Raw genomic sequence first — 16,222 nt, forward strand, 5'->3', positions numbered from 1 at the left:
CGCCCAACCCGCCCACATCAGACTGCTTGCGCAGTCCTCATCGACTGATGGCTCTGATTCCTGTATTCTCTATCTATCATATAATTACAGGAGCACTTCGGGGAGACGGGAGTGGGCTTCAATCAAAAATTCAACAATTCCTAACGCTTTAAACGTATTAATATCGACTTGGGGGCAGAGACTCCAGTTGGGCCGGTCGTCTAGTCCGGTAGGATACGGCATTGGCATTGCTGAGGTCGTGGGTTCAAATCCCACCCGGTCCACCTTTTAACAAAATCTCCTCCCTTATCTCAAACGCTACTTTGCCGCGGTAGAATATCCTGTACGTCCTGTACGGTATCCCGTCGTTTACGCCCATCTTCGTTATCTTTCTGAACGTCTCCAGTCCTGCAGAAAATATGGCAGTTCCTATTCCCAACCTTTTGCGCCTTATCTTTTCGACAACTGCAGGCGGCAAATTCCTGCAGTAGACCTTGGAGCGTGCGCGGATGAGCGGCTCGCCTGCGTCTGACGTGAGCACCACTTCCCTGCTTATGACGCCTTTTTCTTCCGACTGACTTGTCACATTTACGCGAATGGGCGAGCCTGTAAGGATGCTGAGCACCTGCTCCACCGTGCCTGTCTCTGCAAGCAGGATTTTCTGCGCCATGCCAAGTTTAGCGCCCTTTCTCTCGAGCTCCTGAATCTTCAAAAGGGCGCTTGCGCCAAAGTCCTCTCTCACAAGAGCAGCCTCGCCACGACGAGGAGCGCCGAGAACGCTATTGTCGAGAGGCTGAGCACCTTCAGGCGCCTTTCAAGCCTTGAAGCAAGCACAGGGTCATCACCGGACTTTTTCAGCTGCTTGTACGGCCTTGACATCCTTATTTCGGCAAGACTGGCAAGTCCTGCTGCTCCTGCTACCGCAAAGGGAAGCGGGCTCATTTCGCCTGTCTGTATCAGGTAGCCTGCCATGACTGGGAGCGCGCCCCAGGATACCACGAACCAAAAGTCGTTGTGGAACCTGCCGCCCCAGATCTCAAAGTTGTAGGCAAGCAGGAAAAAGCCTTCCAGGATGGCGACAATTGCGAGCAGCGGGACGTAAAGCACGATGTAGTAGACGCCTATTGCGTAGGCTACTGCAAGCGACGAGGCCACGAGGGCAAGCATCTGGCGTTTCGTGAAATAGCTGCCCCACGGCTTGACCTTCCTTGAGCCTATGGTGTCGGCTGCGTGCGCGCCTATGCCAAGCGCAAGCGCGTATATCAGGGCAATGGCGCCTGCCCTGTCCCAGTGCACGTCTGCCGCAAGCATCGAGCCTGCGACTCCAAAGGATATGCACATGCCGGTGTAGGGCAGAAACATCATGCCAACAAACGCGCGGAACCTGGGCGGGCCAAACGCCGGCACGAACCACTCGTTGATTCTCGTGTTGCTCACTTTTTGTACCCCCACACGATTGCTGATGTCCCAAGCGTCTGGTAAACGACGCCGACGTCTTGAAAGCCGCACTCTATCATCGCCTCAGAGACGCTTCCGACCCAGCGCGACCGGCAGATGACGTCGTCAAGCTCGTCAAAGACCGGCCTCCACTGCCTGGAAAAGGCGCCTGCGATGTGCAGGATGTCAAAGTAAGCGTTCCACAGGCTTCGCATCGCGCCTTTCGGGCAGGCAAAGTCGTGGAATATTGCGACGCCGCCGGGCAAAAGCACGCGCCAAGCTTCGTTCACTACAAGCCCCGCGTCGACGTACTTGGCTAGGTACGACGAAACGACGGCGTCAAAAGTTTCATTCCTGAAAGGCAGGACTTCTGCAGTCCCCTGGCACGCCGCCTTTGCCGGCGAGCGCGCAAGGTACCCGAACGCCAGGTCGATGCCGGTCACCGACGCGCCGGTCGCCGATATCATGGACGAGAGGATGCCGGTCCCGGACGCAAGGTCAAGCACGCTTTCCCGCCTGCCTGCAATCTCGACGATCCTGCGCTTCCACGCCCTGTCGCGGCCAAAAGTAGCCACAAGCGACACCCTGTCGTAGCTGCGGGCATTTTCCGGGGTGAAGAACCGCCTTGCGCTTGCGTGGCCCTCGTGCACAAGCACGTCCTATTTACGTGCAACTTGCTATTAAGAGCCGCACCGGCGACGACAAGTAATTAACGCCGTTTTTGCCACTGGTACCAGGTGTACTTTGTAAACTGGCAGCGGCAGGTGTCTTTCGAAGAGCGCGCGGGCCAGAGGGTGGTGGTCAAGCGCACCAAGCCCACGACTGCATTTCACGAGTACATCCTGCTCTCGACTTATACGATGATTTCATTGCTCATGGGCCACCCTTCGGCGCCGCCTCCTGCCGACAGCATTGCGAAAAACGAGGGAAAAGAGACGAGGGCGTCGCTTGCCCGGCTTGGGATACCCACGCCCCGGCTCGTGTCCATGTCAGAGGGCGAGCTTGTGGAGGAATTCATTGAAGGGGGCGACCTGTACAGGGCGCTTGCCTCCGGAGCCCAGCACGCACTTGCGTTTCAGGCCGGCGCGCTCACCGGCAGGCTGCACGGTGCAGGCTATGTGTTTACAGACAACAAGGCGCAGAACTACCTTGTAAGCGGCGAGTCGCTCCTGCGAACCGACCTTGGTTTTCTGCAAAAGAGCGATTCGGTCTATGCAAGGAGCATGGACGTCGGCTCGTTCCTTGCAAGCGTTATAGACCTGCCCGGCTATCGCGACGTCGAGCAGGCGTTCTACGAGGGCTACCGGCGAGAGGCAGGCCACAACTTTCCGTACCTGTCAATCGTTATTCGCAACATACTCTCTGCGGGATTTGCATCAGATACAAGGATGGCGCTAAAGAACATGATGGGCGACACAGGCAGGCTGATAGCGTTCTAGATGGGCGGAAGCTCTGTCTTTTTGTCAAAGCCGCCAGAGCCGAACTTGCAGTAAAAGCACTGGTCTGACTGCATGTAAGTCAACTGCTGTATGACGATTGCGCCAAGCTTTAGCGCGACTTTGGTCATGAACCGGTACTTGAACGGCATCGACGGGATCACCTCGTCAAAGTAGACCCTGTAGTGGTCGGGGCAGAATTTCAGGGTTATCTGGGCCTTCTGGCGCTGGTCAGGGGGCAGGTCCCTGTTGGCGTCGCTGAGGTTCTGGGCGACTTTCATCTGCTCTCGGATGTACTCGTGCTTTGGGCAGGGGCAGTCCTTTCCACCCGGGTGCTTGTAGGCAGGTATGTTCTTCCAGTCGAAATCCGGGTAGTTCCGCTCAAAATCGTCCATCGCGTCGGTGCAGCTACAACCTCATGCAATATAAAGATGTATGAAACAAGGTTACAGGTTGGAAATAACAAAAAATATATTTTCGGGTTCGTTAGAACCCGTAAGTGACGCAGTTCACCCGCTAATGGTGATGGTGCAATCTCTACATTGAGCACAACAAACAACAACATTTCAGTATCGAGTTCCGAGGACCCCAACCTGAAGACTCTACTCGAGTTCAAAAAGGGCGTCCAGGAAGAGCAGAAGGCCGGCGACAAAAAGATCGAAGAAATAAACAGCAAGCTTGAGGCAGTCAAGAAGCAGATAGACGAGGAGAGGATGCAGCTGGACGAGCTGCGCGCCAAGCTGAAGAAGGTGAACGAGGAAAAGGATGCCGATTATCCCAGGTTTGTCGAGATGCGCAACAGCCTGATGGAGGCCAAGAACCAGATGAAGTCCCTGGACGACAAGGTCGGCGCAAGGTCAAGGAAGGAGCGCAGCGAGATGCACGGTCTGCAGAAGGCGCTTGAGCAGATAGAGCGCGACATACAGACAAAGAAGCTTTCAAAGGACGAGGAGCGCAAGCTCGTCGCCCGCTCAAAGGAGATAGCCACCAAGCTTCACACGCTCAAGCTTGCACAAAAGAAGGAAGGCAAGTACCGCGAGATGTCAACGCAGTACGACGAGCTGAAGAGCAGGGTGAACAAGATCTTCAAGCAGAAAGAGGAGTTTGGCAACAAGATAGGCAAGCTCAAGGCAAGCATCGAGGCCCTTGTCAACACGCGTGAAAGCCTCTACGAGGAGCGCAGGCAGGCGATACACCAGGTGAGGGAAGCCGGAGCCAAGCTCGAGATGGTCGAGACCCAGCTGAACGCGATTGCATTCAAGAAATCACGCATGGCTAACGCCGAGGTCAGGCACAAGAAGCAGAAGGAGATGGAGGAGCGCCGCGTCGCAAGGCAGGAGGCGATGCAGGAGCGCCAAAAGCGCGACAAGGAGTACCAGGAGCGCTGGAACGAGCTTAAAGAAGCAGCGCTGAAAAAGATGTCTTCTGGCGAGAAACTGACCTTTGACGAGATGAAGCTCATCTTCGGCGAGGCAGGACAAGAGTAAACGTTTTTGTGACCCGCAGGACAACGCTTTTGCGGATGTCAGAGGACAAGCTAGAGTACACCGGCAAGGTATACCTTTACAGCAGCGGCATGCCGGAGGATTTGATAACACTTTCAAAAGAGAAACTGATGGAGCGGGGCGTGAGCGAAAGCGACATCGTCGTGCTCCTAGACCCTGTCGGAGTGCCCGAGGGGAGCATAATGGCGACCATCTGGCCACACTACCTCTCTGTAGCCAGGGTCAAGAGGGTGCGGGAAGGCTCCATCTACGCGCCCCAGCTGTTCAACATCCAGTTTTAAAGCAAAGCATAAATCGTGTTTCTGGTCTCCTGCTTGCGGATGCTGACCTTTTTTTGCAAGCGGGACAAGCACGGCGACTGCCCCGGTGAGTGGCCGGTGGGCGAGGCGTGCGGGCCTGACCACGACTGCTCGTTTGACATGAAGATGGTCCGGTGCGCTTGCGAGTGCCACGAAAAAAAGGGAAAAAAGGCCGGCTCTAGGCCGAAAAAGCCCTGAGCATCCAGGCCATCTTTTCGTGCTTTTCCATGAGCCCAATCAGAAAGTCGTTGGTGCCCATGTCGTTGTGCTTTTCAGCCTCGTCTGCGGCAGCGCGGAGCGTCCTGATGACTGCCTCGTGGTCGGCAAGCAGGTTTGCAAGCATCACCTGCGCTGACGGGTAGTCACCGGGGCTCTCCTTTAAGCGCGCAGTCTTGACAAACTCGGCAAGGGTTGCCACCGACTTGTCGCCAAGTGCCCTCGTGCGCTCGGCAATCTCGTCGATGCTTGCGTCAAGCTCCTCGTACTGGGCCTGGAAGAACTTGTGCAGGTCGTTGAACTGGGGACCGGTGACGTTCCAGTGGTAATTGCGCGTCTTTGTGTAAAGCACGTACTCGTCGGCAAGCAATGCGTTCAGTATCTGGACCACGCTTTTCCTGTCGCTTTCCTGTATTCCGATATTGGCTTTTTCCATTGCAGTTATTATTAAGAACTATTCTTATTTAAGGATTGTTATCTAAAGAGTATTGTAACTAATAAATAGCAGTCGTTCCAAGTTTATGCGTGCATCAGACAGAGTCTGTGATAGACTCGCTTCGAAAGGAAGGATTCAGGATTACCCCTCAGCGGGTCGCCATTGTAAACCACATTTTAAACACCGAGTCTCACCCTTCTGCGGAGGAACTGCATGCCGCCGTCAGAAAAAAGCACCCTATGGTGAGCCTTGCAACCGTGTACAAGACGCTGGAGCTTTTGAAGAAAAAGGGGATGGTGCGCGAGCTGGACTTTCCGACGGGCGCAAGGTACGACTCTAACCTGGAAAAGCACGTCAACCTTGTCTGCGTAAAATGCGGCAGGATAGATGACATGGACGAGTCTACGCTTGGAGATCTCGAGTCGAGGGTCGCAAAGAAGGCCCGGTACAGCATCCTTGGGGGAAGGTTCGAGCTTTACGGATACTGCAGCCAGTGCCAGGGCAAGAAGTAACCTTTAATTGCTCTGCGCAAGCCAGATGGGCTGTCCGCAATGGCAGACTTTTTCAGCTTCTTCCTCCAGCTCGGGGGCCTTGGCGAGGGTGACTTTGACGCTTCAAACCCTCTCATGTACGTCTACATCATCTCGCTTGCCACGATACCGTTCTTCATGCTGTACGGCCAGAGGATGCAGGGCAAGGTGGTCCTTGGCGAGATATCAAAGTCGCTTGTAAAGCTGAAAGGCATGCGGGACATGGCACGTCTTGACACAATCGAATACGTAAAAACCACACTGCCGCAGTCACCCGATCCTGCTGCCAAGATAGACAAGTTCCTGGAATATTTCACTATAATGCCAGTCGACATCGACCCGACCGGCCTTGTGCGCAAGGTGGAGCACGTCGTGCGCACCAAGGACGAGCGCATGCGCCAGGAAGTGCGCAAGATATGCCCTGGCGTCAGCGACTATGAGGCGTCGAAAATAGAGAACATACTCGAGGCTGCGTCTGCACTCAACATGATCTACAAAGTCGTCAGGCACTTTTACCTGATGGGCAAGCGCACGACAAGCGTGTACGTGCTTGTGCAGCTCCAGATGGTGATGCCCCTTCTTCTCGAGGAGGCGGAGGCCCTCAAAAAGGCGATAGGCACTTTCCAGAAGGGCCAGCCGATTGGCGACGGCATAGGGCCTATGGTGGTCGGAAAAATGATGCTTGGCAAGGAAAAAAAGTACGCCGCCAAAGAGACCGTGTACTCTGAAAGCGAGTACAAGGGCCGGAAACTATACCTGCTAAAGGCAGAAGGTCCTGCAGGCACGGTGGGCAGGCCCGGCGAGGCCATACAAAGACTGGCAGGCGACCTTGCAATAAAGTTCGACGCGGTGATAATGATAGACGCCGCGCTAAAGCTGGAAGGCGAGCGCACCGGCGACGTGGCAGAGGGCATCGGCGCGGCGATAGGTGGCATCGGGGTAGAAAAGTACCAGATAGAGGAGGTCGCAACGCAATACAACATACCTGTCTATGCCGTCATTGTCAAGCAGTCGGTCCTTGACGCGATAACCGTCATGCGAAAAGAGATTGCAGACTCGTTTGACAGGGTGACAGACACGGTGCATGCAGTGATAGAGGACAAGACTGTTGAAGGGCAGTCAGTTTTGATAATCGGCGTCAGCAACACGATGGGGGTGGCCCAGTGATGTTCTGGAGCCAAAAGCCCGAGCCCAAGCCGACGATATACACAGAGGAAACCTGCAATTCCTGCGGCGAGCGCGCGCGGCGTCCGTCTGAGGCAGGCGACAACGTATACGAGCAGGGCAGGACCTGCACCAAGTGCGGCTCGTCTACCGTGGTGACTGCGGTGTACGGCGAGTACCCGCCGGAAAAACCTAAAGCGTGATTACAGTTGACCCGCCGTCGGCAGGGATGAGCGTGTGTTCTGCCTGCACGACGATCTTCTCCCTTCCTTCCACAAGTATAGGGTAGGCGTGCACGTTCTTTTTCTTTATCAAGACGTCTGTGAGCCTGCGCAACCTGGGCACGTCGTACGCGTCTGTGAGCCACCTCAGCGCAAACGGGAGCGATTTATAGCGGCTCCATATCGTGTTCAAAAGCTCGTCTGCGTCGTCGTCCTTGGTGGGCTTTCTCGAGGTGATGCCAAAGATGTTCTTGACCTTGCCCTCGTGCACCACGCCTGCGCCGTCCCTGGTGGTGGCAAAGGGCTCTATGGCATACGCCTCGCCTGCCTGCAACGTAAACGACGAGCCGAGCGTCCAGATGTTTGGAATCGACTTGCCTGCGTGTATTGTATACTGCTGGAGCGAGTGGCCGCTCAGGTTCTGAATGGGCCGGTATCCCATCCTGCTGATGATATTTTCAATGGCCCTGCCGATGTCTGAAGCCTTTGTGCCCACCTTCGCCATCCGGACGGCTTCTGCGAGCGCGGCTTCGGCAGCCTTTACCATCTGGTCATACTTTGGGTCGTAGCAAACGGTGACTGCGGTATCTGCGATGTAGCCTTCGACGTGCACGCCGATGTCTATCTTCAGCACGTCGCCTTCCTTTACGGGCGTCTCGTCGTTGGGTTCTGCGGTATAGTGCGCCGCTATCTCGTTCAGGCTGGCGTTTACCGGGAACGCCGGCTCTGCGCCCATCTCCCTTATCTGGGCCTCCGCATCCTCGCAGACCTGCAAAAGCGTCGAGCCCACGTGGTATTTTTTCCGGGCGTCCTCCCTTACCTTTGATGCTATCTTGCCTGCCTTGAGGTAGGCCTCGACGTTCATTTCCCACACAACTTGTGGGGGTTGGTATATAGAGGTTAGCCGGCCAGGCCGCGGCTGCCGTAAATCTCTGCCAGCGTCGAAAGCTCCATCGTGGTTATCGGCAGCTGGTCGTCCTCTTCCCAAAAGTCGAACTGGGGCGACATCAGGTAGCCCTTGATCTTTGCGTTGTGCGAAAGTCCAAGCACGTGCCCCATCTCGTGGACCGCGGAATTCCGAAAAGCGTAACCTGGAAGGTCGATTTCTGTCGAGCCGTCGCCGTGGAGCACCTTTGGCGACAGGTACACATCTGCCTCGTCGGAGATCCCGCCAGTGTACTGGACTGCCGTGTAGGCTCCCTTCTGGTCGGGGTAGCCCGGAAAGTCCTTGTACGTGTCATAGATGTGGACCCTTACGTCGCACCCTGCCATCGCGCCGTCGGGCGCGTACCTTGCGCTCATGCTCCACGCATCCGCGTCGCCGGTGTATTCCCTGAGCGCGCTGCGCCAGTCCTGCACGGCAAGCTTGGACCAGACATAGTACTTGTTGGGAACGCCGTCTTCCTTGCTTATGCACACCTGGAGGCTCTGCCTGTCCCACCTGTAGCCTGCTTCCGGCACGGAATGCTCGTCAAAATCAGTCTGCTCCTCGTAGTATGTGGCTGCAAATGCTGGCATAAAGAACAGGGAAACAAAAAGCGACGCAGCGAGCGCTAGCCTCAGCAACGGTACTTTTTCCCGTGCGATGCTTTTATGTCTTAGGCGAAACTCTTGTCGCCCTTGTCAAGCGTGGCGATGTTTATCGACTGCTCGACTGTGGACACAAAGATTACGCCGTCGCCGTGCTCGCCGGTCCTAGACGACTCGACTATCGCCTGGATGACCTTGTCCATGTCGGCGTCGGCCACGAGTATCTCGAACTTGATCTTGGGCAGAAGGTCGTAGGCCACAGGCTGGCCCCTCCACTGGAGGTGGAGCTCACGCTGCTTGCTCCATCCTGACACGTTGGAGATGGTCATGCCGCCTATACCGAGTTGCCTAAGCTTTTCCTTGACGACTGGCATCTTTTCAGGGCGCACGATTGCCTCGAGCTTTTTCATCCAAACCCCCTATGCTAGAACAATCTTAAATTCTTTGTTATTATCCACATATACGAATTTTATGATAAATGGTTATGCTTGGCATGCTTTTTAAGCGCCCTCTCTGAGAGAAGGGCATTGGCAAAGTTTGTACTTGACACGAGCATAATAATCGACGGCGAGATAACGAAGATGCTTGAAGCCGGCAAGGTAGACGAGGGAAGCGAGATAATCATCCCCCTCGCGGTCCTTGACGAGCTGCAGTCGCAGGCGTCGACTAACAAGGAGCACGGGTTTGTCGGGCTTGCGGAGATAAAGAAGATGCGCGAGCTGTGCGCAAAGAAAAACATCAGCCTGCGCTTTGTGGGCCAGAGGCCGGACATCGACGACATAAGGCTTGCCAAGCACGGCAGGATAGACGCGATTATCAAAGACGTCGCGATGCAGGAATCCGCGACTTTGTTGACTGCAGACTATGTGCAGGCGCTCGTCGCAGAGGCGCAGGGGATAAAGTCGCAGCACATAAGGGCGCCAACGAAAACGACAGACCTTGAATTTGAGAAGTACTTTGACGAGACCACGATGAGCGTGCACCTGAAGGAAAACGTGGTGCCGATGGCAAAGAGGGGGAGGCCCGGCAATTTCCAGCTTGTGCAGCTTGGAAGCGACAAGAGCACGTACGGCGAGCTGACCAAGATAATCAAGGAAGTGTCAGAGGCAAGCAGGGTGTCGGGCGCCGGCACAGTCGAGATTAGCAGGAGCGGCGCGACTGTCATCCAGTTTGGCAAGTACAGGATTGCCATCACCCGCCCGCCGTTTTCCGACGGCCTTGAGATAACCATCGTCAGGCCGACTGTCCGGCTGGCGCTTGCAGACTATAACGCAAGCGACAAGCTGATGGAGAGGCTCGCCGGCAAGGCGGAGGGCATCATCATCGCCGGTCCTCCGGGCTCCGGCAAGAGCACGCTTGCAAGCAGCCTTGCGGAATTTTATGCGGACAAGGGCAAGATAGTAAAGACTTTTGAATCGCCGCGAGACCTGCAGGTGCCCGAAGAAGTAACGCAGTACGCGCCGCTTGAAGGAAGCTTTGAAAAGGCAGTCGACATTCTGCTCCTTGTCCGGCCCGACTACACCATATACGACGAGGTGCGCCGTGCACAGGACTTTAACGTGTTTGCAGACATGCGCCTTGCCGGCGTGGGGATGGTCGGGGTCGTGCACGCCTCAAGCCCGCTTGACGCCGTCCAGCGCTTTATGGGAAAAGTCGAGCTTGGCATGATACCGCACATACTTGACACTATAATCTTTGTCAAGGACGGTGCGATAAACAAGGTCTACGAGCTTGCGCTCACTGTAAAGGTGCCGACAGGCATGACAGAGGCCGACCTTGCAAGGCCGCTTGTGGAGGTCAAGGACTTTGAATCCGGCGCAGTGGAATACGAGATCTACACGTACGGCGAGGAAAACGTCGTGGTGCCTGTTTCAAAGGTGAAGGGGACTGCAGGAGAATCGGGCGTGCGAAAGCTTGCCCAGTCAAAGATAATGGACGTCGTGAGGCGCTTTGATCCGCGGGCCGAGGTCAACATCCTGTCCGACAGCAGGGTGCAGGTCAAGGTGAGCAAGGAGGCGGCGCCCAAGATAATCGGAAGAGGCGGCTCCACCATCAACGAGCTGGAGGAGGAGCTTGGTGTACATATCGATGTCGAGGTCAAGACGCCGACGCTTGGAAAAGAGATAGCGTTTGAAGTAAGTGAGTCGGGCTCTGCCATCACGCTGCTGGTGGACGAGGCCGTCATTGGCAAGACCGTTGACCTGTACATCGAAGACGAGTACGTGCTGTCAAGCCAGGTGGGCAAAAAGGCGCGGGTAAAGGTGGACAAGCGCTCCGATGCCGGCAAGCAGATTTTCAACGCCATCGTGTCGGGACAGGAAATGCGTATGTTTCTGAGCAAGCGCTAGCGGAGCAGGCGCTGGCTTTTTGCCAGCTTGATAAACTCCTCGAGCTTTTTCAAAGTCTCGGGGTGCAGGTGGTGCTCTATGCCTTCCGCGTCATGGTTTGCAGTCTCGATGTCGACGCCTATCATCACCAGAAACTCTGCAAGGATCCCGTGCCTTTCGTGCATGCTCTTTGCGATTGCGGTGCCGGTGTCGGTGAGAGTTATCCCCCTGTATTTTTCATAGTTGACGTGGCCGGTCTCGCTCAGCCTCTGCAGCATCTTTGTAACGCTTGGCGAGCTGACGCTCAGATAGTTTGAAATGTCGACAGTGGTCGCGTAGCCCTTCAACTGAATCAACTCATAGATGACTTCAAGGTAGTCCTCCATGCGGGTTGTCCTGGACGCCTTTTCCGCCTTGTGCGCGTCGCGGATTGAGTCAAGCCTGCTTTCGTCCAGTTTTTTTCTAGCCAATGCGGCCCTGCATGGGAGACATGCTTGACAGCAATAAATATTAGCATTGTAAAAAGCCTTTGTAGCCGCTTGAAACTCGTAATTTCTGCCGACGAATTGCATTCACTTATCGAGAAAAAAGGCATGAACCTGCTAATAGTGGACGCAAGGCCGTATGCCGAGTATGCGCAGGGCCATATTCCGGGCGCAGTCAACATCGACCTGATGCAGTTTCACTGGATAGACACATCACAGGAAGGGATTCGGCAGTTCAACCGCCAGTCAAAGATGCTCCTGTCAAACATCGGCGTGTCAAAGAACAGGTTCGTGGTTTTCTACGACAACGTTTCAGGGCCTTCGGCTGCAAGGGGCGTGTGGCTCTTGCTTTATTTCTCACACAGCAAGGTGGCAATGCTTGACGGCGGCCTCGAGGGCTGGAAGGCAAAATACGGGACAGAGACAAAGACAAACCCTTTCAGGCACGCCAAGTTCGAGGGCAGGCCGGACCCGAAGATACTTGCAGACTACAAGACTATCCTGTCTGCAATGAAAAACAAGAGGACAGTCATACTTGACGCGCGCTCAAAAGAAGAGTACGACGGGACCGCGGTAAGGGCGGCGCGTGCAGGCCACATCCCAAAGGCAGTCAACATAGACTGGAATGACAATGTTCACGGGCCGCAGTTCAAGGACTCGGAGGAACTTGCGCAGATGTATTCCAAGATGCCCAAGGACGCGGAGATCATCACCTACTGCCAGGGCGGATACAGGGCTGCAAACAGTTTCGTAGTCCTCAAGATGCTTGGATACGAGAACGTCAGGATGTACCTGGGCTCGTGGGGCGAGTGGGGCAACAGGCAGGACCTGCCGGTCAGTAAATGATGTCCGAGCTTGCTGCAAGCAGTTTCTCGTTTTGCAGAAAATAACATTCCTTCATCCTTTTCCTTCTTGCAACAGCAAGGACAAGGTGCTGCATGAAAAACGTCGCATAGAGTATTGAACAAAGTCCGTCGTATTTTCCGCAATCAACATACAGCACTTTCAGGCCGGCGCGCCCCAGCCGCCGGGAAACACGCGCGTCATCTCCAGAGCCTAACACAACGGTCTGTTCATCTTTGTGACCGAAGAGAGGGGCGTGGCAGAAATCTTCCAAAGGATATGCTGCAGCCCTTGAGCCAAACACCTCGTTGAGCTTGAGGGCGCCGTACACTGCGGCAGGATAAAGCAGGGAATCTCCAAGCAAAACCGCGCTTTTTGTCTGGATGCTGCTTGCAATTCTTGTCGCCTTTTTTGACGCGGCGCCGTAGATTGCCTTAAGGTCTGCCGGACACGCGGCGCCTGAAGCAATCTGCGCGCATGCAAGCAACGACGCGGTAAAGCCAATCGTGCCGGACGTCTTGCCTGCGTTTTTGAATTGAAGGACAAATGTATTGTCGCACGCCTTTGCAAGCGGGCTTGAAGGCTCGGCGGTGACTGCGACGGTGGATGCGCCTGCACTGCGCGCCGCCTCTGCAGCCTGCACGTTTGCCCTCGTTTTCCCTGATATTGAGAGGAAATACGCGCTTGCACCTTTCACAATCGCAGGATTGGCGATAATGTCTGCCGGATAAAAGCACAGGACGCGGCCGGGCGAAAGATGGCTGCCTGCAAGGGCCGCGGCGTACGAATCGCCCGAGCCGGCAAATATCGCCCTGCCCCGGGCAGGCTCTGGCAGGGGCATGGCCGGCAGGTCGACAAGCTGGCGCCAGATGTCAAGCGCCATCGCTTCTATCGAGTTCACTGCCTTGATAAAAAGATGGAAAGATAATAAGGTCTACTTTTTGCCGCCCTGCCCCTCTATCACTATCATCGTGAGGGTCGAGCGAACCTTGTCTATCTTTCTCACGTGCCACGTGATGGTCTCCCTGAGCTTTTCCATGCTGTTTGAGCTGACCTTGGCGATGATGTCGTACACGCCGTAGACGCCGCTCACCTCGACGGTTTCAGGCATCTTTCTCAGCTCGCGTATAATGTCGTCCTCGGAACCCAGATCGCAGTTGATTAGCACGTATGCAGTTGGCATGCACGCGCATGGCGCGACCATATTATTAAACGGTTCGTCAGAACTTTTCCTTCGATCTCTTCTGTGCCTTCAAATAGTCCACAAAATAGTAGAGGTAGGCACGCTCGTTCACCTTCAGGACCCACGGGATGTAGGACTCGTTCTTGCTGCTTTTCTCAAAGATCTCAAAGCCCGAGTCCTCGACGAGCCGGCGGAACGACTGGCCGTCGTAGATCTTTTTCGGGGGCGGGTCGCGGTTAAAGTCGTAGGGGTCTGCGATTATCGTGCTTGCGTGCGGCTTTAACAGCCAGTGTATCGACGCCAACAGTTTCTCCGCGTCGACAAGCTCGAGCAGGTTGATTGCAAGGACCAGGTCGAACTTGTTTGGATGGAACGGCGGCGCAAGCGAGTCGGCTACGCAGAATTCCACGTTGCCGAGCTTTTTTTCCATCATCTTCTTGCGCGCTTCTCTGATGAACGAAAACGACAGGTCGATGCCTATTGCAAACGCGTATTTCTGAGCAAGAAGGAGCGTGCTGTACCCCATGGAACACGCCATGTCCAGTACGACGCCGTCCATGTTGGAGTTTATGCCGTGCACTACTCTGTTGTATACCTCGTTTGGGCGCAGGTGCCACCTCATGTGCTTCAAGAACCTGTCCTCCTCGGTGTGCTCGTACTGGGTCCACCTGTAGGGCAAAAACCAGCTGCCGCCCTCCTCGTACCTGTCGTTGGTGGTGCTGGGCGTCAGCTTCGAGCCGCTCTCCTTCAGGAACTCCTTCATTTCCTTGGTGGAACTTTCAAGGAGCCACTTGCCGTACGTGTGCGACCTGCCTGCGGCGTAGGCGGCAAAGTCCTTGACTACTATTGCCACGCCCTGAATTATCGGATAGCGTGTGCCGCACTCGGGGCACTTCAAAAAGCCTTCGGTGCACTCGTTCTCGTTCTGTCCAGTCGCCAGCGACTGAAGTTCAAGCCGTATCTGCCGCTCGCTGTGCTGCAGGCAGACCAGGTGGTGTGCAAACTGGACCTTCATGGCTTCCCGTCGTGGCCGGCCACATATATAGCCTAGAGCAGCCCGTCCTGGTGGAGCCGGTCAAGGAGCGGCGCCAGAAATTCCCTTACCTCTTTTTCGCCAAGCGTTATCCTGCCCCTGAGGCCTATCGCTATTGAAAGCATGTTCCTGTCCTCCCTTGCAGTGTGCACGCCTGACCCGAATATGGAAAACTCCTTTGCGTGCCTTGCAATCCAGCCCTTCCAGTCCTTTGACCTTGCGAGGTTTGCCTCAAGCGACCCAATGGCGTAGTCGATGTCCACGCCCTCCTCGTGGTCGAGCAGGTCGAGCTTTGCCATGGGGACAAGCAGGGTGCCTTCGTGCACGTCTTCGTGCCTCTTGTTCATCTGCTCGATTATCTCGTCCTCCTTTTCTTCAGGCACGATGCTCCCGTAGTGCGGGAAAAAGTACCCTGCAAGCCCGCCGCTTCCGTCGTAGACCTTGTAGTAGGTGTAGTCATACTCCACCTTCCACTTGATCCTGTCAGGCAACCTGACTTTTTGCCATTGAGGAGTATTTGTAGCCTACCGTTGACTTAAATTAGCCCTGTGCCCCTTTTCTTTGCATGACCGAAGCACCTAGCACACCAGACGGACAACCAAGCACACCACAAACACAAGCCACCCCGCAGAGGCCGGAAAGAAGGGACGGGCCACACGATACAATCTACATCGGCAAAAAGCCGCTCATGGCGTACGTGACTTCGACCCTCATCCAGCTGGCAAACCAGCCGACTGTCACCATCAAGGCCCGCGGCCTCAGCATCGGCAGGGCAGTCGACGTGTCCCAGATAACCATCAAGAGGATGGAGAGCGCCGGCTACAAGATAGGCGACGTGAGGATAGGCTCGGAGACGGTCAAGTCCGAGGACGGAAGAACCCGAAACGTCTCCACAATCGAGATCGAGATAAAGAAAGCCTGAGCCTGCACGGCTCCTCTTTTTGACTTATATTATATTGCTCTGTTCTATGGTTAGCAGAAAATGGCTACAGCTGCCATCTACCTTGCGCACCTGAACCCGCTGACAAAGGCGCACGAGGAGATAATATCGACGCTTCTTCGGAACTACAAGGTGTACGTCTTTCCTGTGCGCTTTGTGCAAGGCGATGTCGAGATAAACACGAAAAGTTTCCCATTCTCTTTCGAGGTCCGCAAGCAGATGGTCGAGGCAGTCTTTGGGGACAGGGTCAAGGTGCTCCCCGACTATACCTTTTACGCGCCTTTTTCAAAGTACATGCCGCCGCTCCTGTCGTCAAAGTCGTGGGAGCTTCGAAACCAGATTGTGTCGCACGTAGAGGAGCGCGACTTTGTCAGCTACACCGGCGACAAGGCAGAGCGCCTGATGCTCAAGATATACCGCCTAAACCCAATAAAGGCCGAGAGGCTTGACATATCTGCGTCGTCGGTAAAGGAGATGCTGTACGCCGAGGCTCTTGGGCAGAAGGAACAGAACGGCTGGCGCGGGATGGTGCCGGAAGCAGTGGCAAAGATAATAGCGGCAAACTGGGACGTCGTGACAAAGTTTGCAAAATCCGAGGACGCCACTTCGCGCGTCATGGGCATGAAGTTCCCAAAACAGGGCTACAAGTGACATTTTT

24 protein-coding genes and 1 tRNA gene are annotated in these 16,222 nt (G+C 55.2%); 12 read left to right on the forward strand and 13 right to left on the reverse strand.

The features are described from left to right. Positions 1–189: 189 nt before the first annotated feature. Positions 190–263: transfer RNA gene (locus HXY31_RS04485), tRNA-Ala, on the forward strand. Here the strand turns inward: HXY31_RS04485 and HXY31_RS04490 are convergent. From HXY31_RS04490 to HXY31_RS04500, 3 genes are read right to left on the reverse strand one after another with little or no spacing between them, the layout of a single operon-like run. Then, entirely contained in the window at positions 245–721 is a 477-nt protein-coding gene (locus HXY31_RS04490; RefSeq protein WP_292640177.1) for a hypothetical protein, read from the reverse strand. The two genes, HXY31_RS04485 and HXY31_RS04490, sit on opposite strands and share 19 nt — an antisense overlap. Continuing rightward, positions 718–1,416: a hypothetical protein gene (locus HXY31_RS04495; protein WP_292640179.1), complete on the reverse strand. Its 699-nt coding sequence runs from the start codon at positions 1,414–1,416 to the stop codon at positions 718–720. The genes HXY31_RS04490 and HXY31_RS04495 overlap by 4 nt, the downstream gene beginning before the upstream one ends. Next, the gene (locus HXY31_RS04500) at positions 1,413–2,072 is read right to left on the reverse strand and encodes a methyltransferase domain-containing protein (protein WP_292640181.1); all 660 of its coding nucleotides are present in this window, start codon (positions 2,070–2,072) and stop codon (positions 1,413–1,415) included. Before HXY31_RS04500 ends, HXY31_RS04495 begins: the two co-directional genes overlap by 4 nt. A 108-nt stretch (positions 2,073–2,180) precedes the next feature. Here HXY31_RS04500 and HXY31_RS04505 point away from each other — a divergent pair, with 108 nt between their 5' ends. Continuing rightward, the gene (locus HXY31_RS04505) at positions 2,181–2,855 is read left to right on the forward strand and encodes a hypothetical protein (protein WP_292640183.1); all 675 of its coding nucleotides are present in this window, start codon (positions 2,181–2,183) and stop codon (positions 2,853–2,855) included. Here HXY31_RS04505 and HXY31_RS04510 read toward each other — a convergent pair. After that, the gene (locus HXY31_RS04510) at positions 2,852–3,247 is read right to left on the reverse strand and encodes a hypothetical protein (protein WP_292640185.1); all 396 of its coding nucleotides are present in this window, start codon (positions 3,245–3,247) and stop codon (positions 2,852–2,854) included. The two genes, HXY31_RS04505 and HXY31_RS04510, sit on opposite strands and share 4 nt — an antisense overlap. A 147-nt stretch (positions 3,248–3,394) precedes the next feature. Here HXY31_RS04510 and HXY31_RS04515 point away from each other — a divergent pair, with 147 nt between their 5' ends. The 3 genes from HXY31_RS04515 to HXY31_RS04525 are packed head-to-tail and all read left to right on the forward strand — an operon-like array spanning position 3,395 to position 4,854. Beyond that, positions 3,395–4,339: a hypothetical protein gene (locus HXY31_RS04515; RefSeq protein WP_292640187.1), complete on the forward strand. Its 945-nt coding sequence runs from the start codon at positions 3,395–3,397 to the stop codon at positions 4,337–4,339. Positions 4,340–4,374: 35 nt separating this feature from the next. Continuing rightward, positions 4,375–4,638 carry a hypothetical protein gene (locus HXY31_RS04520; protein WP_292640189.1) on the forward strand — a complete coding sequence of 88 codons (264 nt, stop codon included), beginning with the start codon at positions 4,375–4,377 and terminating at the stop codon, positions 4,636–4,638. A gap of 39 nt (positions 4,639–4,677) precedes the next feature. Further along, positions 4,678–4,854, forward strand: coding sequence for a hypothetical protein (locus tag HXY31_RS04525; RefSeq protein WP_292640193.1), 177 nt, complete (start codon positions 4,678–4,680; stop codon positions 4,852–4,854). Here the strand turns inward: HXY31_RS04525 and HXY31_RS04530 are convergent. Next, positions 4,835–5,308 (reverse strand): DNA starvation/stationary phase protection protein, encoded by a 474-nt coding sequence (locus tag HXY31_RS04530; protein WP_292640195.1) that lies wholly within the window; start codon positions 5,306–5,308, stop codon positions 4,835–4,837. The genes HXY31_RS04525 and HXY31_RS04530 overlap by 20 nt on opposite strands. 89 nt (positions 5,309–5,397) lie before the next feature. Here HXY31_RS04530 and HXY31_RS04535 point away from each other — a divergent pair, with 89 nt between their 5' ends. Genes HXY31_RS04535 through HXY31_RS04545 form a run of 3 tightly spaced genes read left to right on the forward strand, consistent with a single transcriptional unit; the run spans position 5,398 to position 7,205 of the window. Next, complete coding sequence (locus HXY31_RS04535; RefSeq protein WP_292640197.1) at positions 5,398–5,820, forward strand: Fur family transcriptional regulator; 423 nt, start codon at positions 5,398–5,400, stop codon at positions 5,818–5,820. A 39-nt stretch (positions 5,821–5,859) separates the two neighbouring features. Continuing rightward, entirely contained in the window at positions 5,860–7,005 is a 1,146-nt protein-coding gene (locus HXY31_RS04540) for a DUF1512 domain-containing protein (protein ID WP_292640199.1), read from the forward strand. Beyond that, positions 7,005–7,205 carry a hypothetical protein gene (locus HXY31_RS04545; RefSeq protein WP_342816339.1) on the forward strand — a complete coding sequence of 67 codons (201 nt, stop codon included), beginning with the start codon at positions 7,005–7,007 and terminating at the stop codon, positions 7,203–7,205. Before HXY31_RS04540 ends, HXY31_RS04545 begins: the two co-directional genes overlap by 1 nt. Here the strand turns inward: HXY31_RS04545 and map are convergent. From map to HXY31_RS04560, 3 genes are read right to left on the reverse strand one after another with little or no spacing between them, the layout of a single operon-like run. Continuing rightward, a complete protein-coding gene (gene map / locus HXY31_RS04550; RefSeq protein WP_292640203.1) occupies positions 7,195–8,088 on the reverse strand; it encodes a type II methionyl aminopeptidase in 894 nt (297 codons plus the stop codon). The two genes, HXY31_RS04545 and map, sit on opposite strands and share 11 nt — an antisense overlap. Positions 8,089–8,123: 35 nt before the next feature. Then, positions 8,124–8,789, reverse strand: coding sequence for a matrixin family metalloprotease (locus HXY31_RS04555; RefSeq protein ID WP_292640205.1), 666 nt, complete (start codon positions 8,787–8,789; stop codon positions 8,124–8,126). A gap of 32 nt (positions 8,790–8,821) precedes the next feature. Next, complete coding sequence (locus HXY31_RS04560) at positions 8,822–9,163, reverse strand: P-II family nitrogen regulator (protein WP_292640209.1); 342 nt, start codon at positions 9,161–9,163, stop codon at positions 8,822–8,824. Positions 9,164–9,280: 117 nt separating this feature from the next. Between HXY31_RS04560 and HXY31_RS04565 the strand changes: the two genes are divergently transcribed. Continuing rightward, the gene (locus HXY31_RS04565) at positions 9,281–11,101 is read left to right on the forward strand and encodes a PINc/VapC family ATPase (RefSeq protein WP_292640210.1); all 1,821 of its coding nucleotides are present in this window, start codon (positions 9,281–9,283) and stop codon (positions 11,099–11,101) included. Here HXY31_RS04565 and mntR read toward each other — a convergent pair. Beyond that, entirely contained in the window at positions 11,098–11,466 is a 369-nt protein-coding gene (gene mntR, locus HXY31_RS04570) for a transcriptional regulator MntR (RefSeq protein ID WP_342816370.1), read from the reverse strand. The two genes, HXY31_RS04565 and mntR, sit on opposite strands and share 4 nt — an antisense overlap. A 153-nt stretch (positions 11,467–11,619) precedes the next feature. Here mntR and HXY31_RS04575 point away from each other — a divergent pair, with 153 nt between their 5' ends. After that, the gene (locus tag HXY31_RS04575; RefSeq protein WP_292640215.1) at positions 11,620–12,411 is read left to right on the forward strand and encodes a sulfurtransferase; all 792 of its coding nucleotides are present in this window, start codon (positions 11,620–11,622) and stop codon (positions 12,409–12,411) included. Here the strand turns inward: HXY31_RS04575 and HXY31_RS04580 are convergent. The 4 genes from HXY31_RS04580 to HXY31_RS04595 are packed head-to-tail and all read right to left on the reverse strand — an operon-like array spanning position 12,401 to position 15,115. After that, positions 12,401–13,309, reverse strand: coding sequence for an SIS domain-containing protein (locus HXY31_RS04580; protein ID WP_292640218.1), 909 nt, complete (start codon positions 13,307–13,309; stop codon positions 12,401–12,403). The genes HXY31_RS04575 and HXY31_RS04580 overlap by 11 nt on opposite strands. 33 nt (positions 13,310–13,342) lie before the next feature. Continuing rightward, positions 13,343–13,591 carry an Lrp/AsnC ligand binding domain-containing protein gene (locus tag HXY31_RS04585; RefSeq protein ID WP_292640220.1) on the reverse strand — a complete coding sequence of 83 codons (249 nt, stop codon included), beginning with the start codon at positions 13,589–13,591 and terminating at the stop codon, positions 13,343–13,345. Between the two features lie 37 nt (positions 13,592–13,628). Continuing rightward, the gene (locus tag HXY31_RS04590; protein WP_292640223.1) at positions 13,629–14,606 is read right to left on the reverse strand and encodes a methyltransferase domain-containing protein; all 978 of its coding nucleotides are present in this window, start codon (positions 14,604–14,606) and stop codon (positions 13,629–13,631) included. Positions 14,607–14,638: 32 nt separating this feature from the next. Continuing rightward, positions 14,639–15,115 carry a hypothetical protein gene (locus HXY31_RS04595; RefSeq protein ID WP_292640226.1) on the reverse strand — a complete coding sequence of 159 codons (477 nt, stop codon included), beginning with the start codon at positions 15,113–15,115 and terminating at the stop codon, positions 14,639–14,641. 173 nt (positions 15,116–15,288) lie between these two features. Between HXY31_RS04595 and HXY31_RS04600 the strand changes: the two genes are divergently transcribed. Next, positions 15,289–15,546 carry a DNA-binding protein gene (locus HXY31_RS04600; protein ID WP_342816369.1) on the forward strand — a complete coding sequence of 86 codons (258 nt, stop codon included), beginning with the start codon at positions 15,289–15,291 and terminating at the stop codon, positions 15,544–15,546. A gap of 60 nt (positions 15,547–15,606) precedes the next feature. Further along, entirely contained in the window at positions 15,607–16,215 is a 609-nt protein-coding gene (locus tag HXY31_RS04605) for a hypothetical protein (RefSeq protein ID WP_292640231.1), read from the forward strand. Positions 16,216–16,222: the final 7 nt, after the last annotated feature.

The sequence above is a fragment of the Nitrososphaera sp. genome, from assembly GCF_013388945.1.
Taxonomy (GTDB): Archaea; Thermoproteota; Nitrososphaeria; order Nitrososphaerales; family Nitrososphaeraceae; genus Nitrososphaera.

Bases quoted from the DNA above. Each gene is read 5' to 3' on its own strand.
- HXY31_RS04510 (WP_292640185.1), bottom strand. From the start codon at position 3,247: ATGGACGATTTTGAGCGGAACTACCCGGATTTCGACTGGAAGAACATA.
- HXY31_RS04520 (WP_292640189.1), top strand. From the start codon at position 4,375: ATGTCAGAGGACAAGCTAGAGTACACCGGCAAGGTATACCTTTACAGC.
- HXY31_RS04525 (WP_292640193.1), top strand. From the start codon at position 4,678: ATGCTGACCTTTTTTTGCAAGCGGGACAAGCACGGCGACTGCCCCGGT.
- HXY31_RS04530 (WP_292640195.1), bottom strand. From the start codon at position 5,308: ATGGAAAAAGCCAATATCGGAATACAGGAAAGCGACAGGAAAAGCGTG.
- HXY31_RS04540 (WP_292640199.1), top strand. From the start codon at position 5,860: ATGGCAGACTTTTTCAGCTTCTTCCTCCAGCTCGGGGGCCTTGGCGAG.
- HXY31_RS04545 (WP_342816339.1), top strand. From the start codon at position 7,005: ATGTTCTGGAGCCAAAAGCCCGAGCCCAAGCCGACGATATACACAGAG.
- map (WP_292640203.1), bottom strand. From the start codon at position 8,088: ATGAACGTCGAGGCCTACCTCAAGGCAGGCAAGATAGCATCAAAGGTA.
- HXY31_RS04560 (WP_292640209.1), bottom strand. From the start codon at position 9,163: ATGAAAAAGCTCGAGGCAATCGTGCGCCCTGAAAAGATGCCAGTCGTC.
- mntR (WP_342816370.1), bottom strand. From the start codon at position 11,466: ATGGAGGACTACCTTGAAGTCATCTATGAGTTGATTCAGTTGAAGGGC.
- HXY31_RS04585 (WP_292640220.1), bottom strand. From the start codon at position 13,591: ATGCCAACTGCATACGTGCTAATCAACTGCGATCTGGGTTCCGAGGAC.
- HXY31_RS04590 (WP_292640223.1), bottom strand. From the start codon at position 14,606: ATGAAGGTCCAGTTTGCACACCACCTGGTCTGCCTGCAGCACAGCGAG.
- HXY31_RS04605 (WP_292640231.1), top strand. From the start codon at position 15,607: ATGGCTACAGCTGCCATCTACCTTGCGCACCTGAACCCGCTGACAAAG.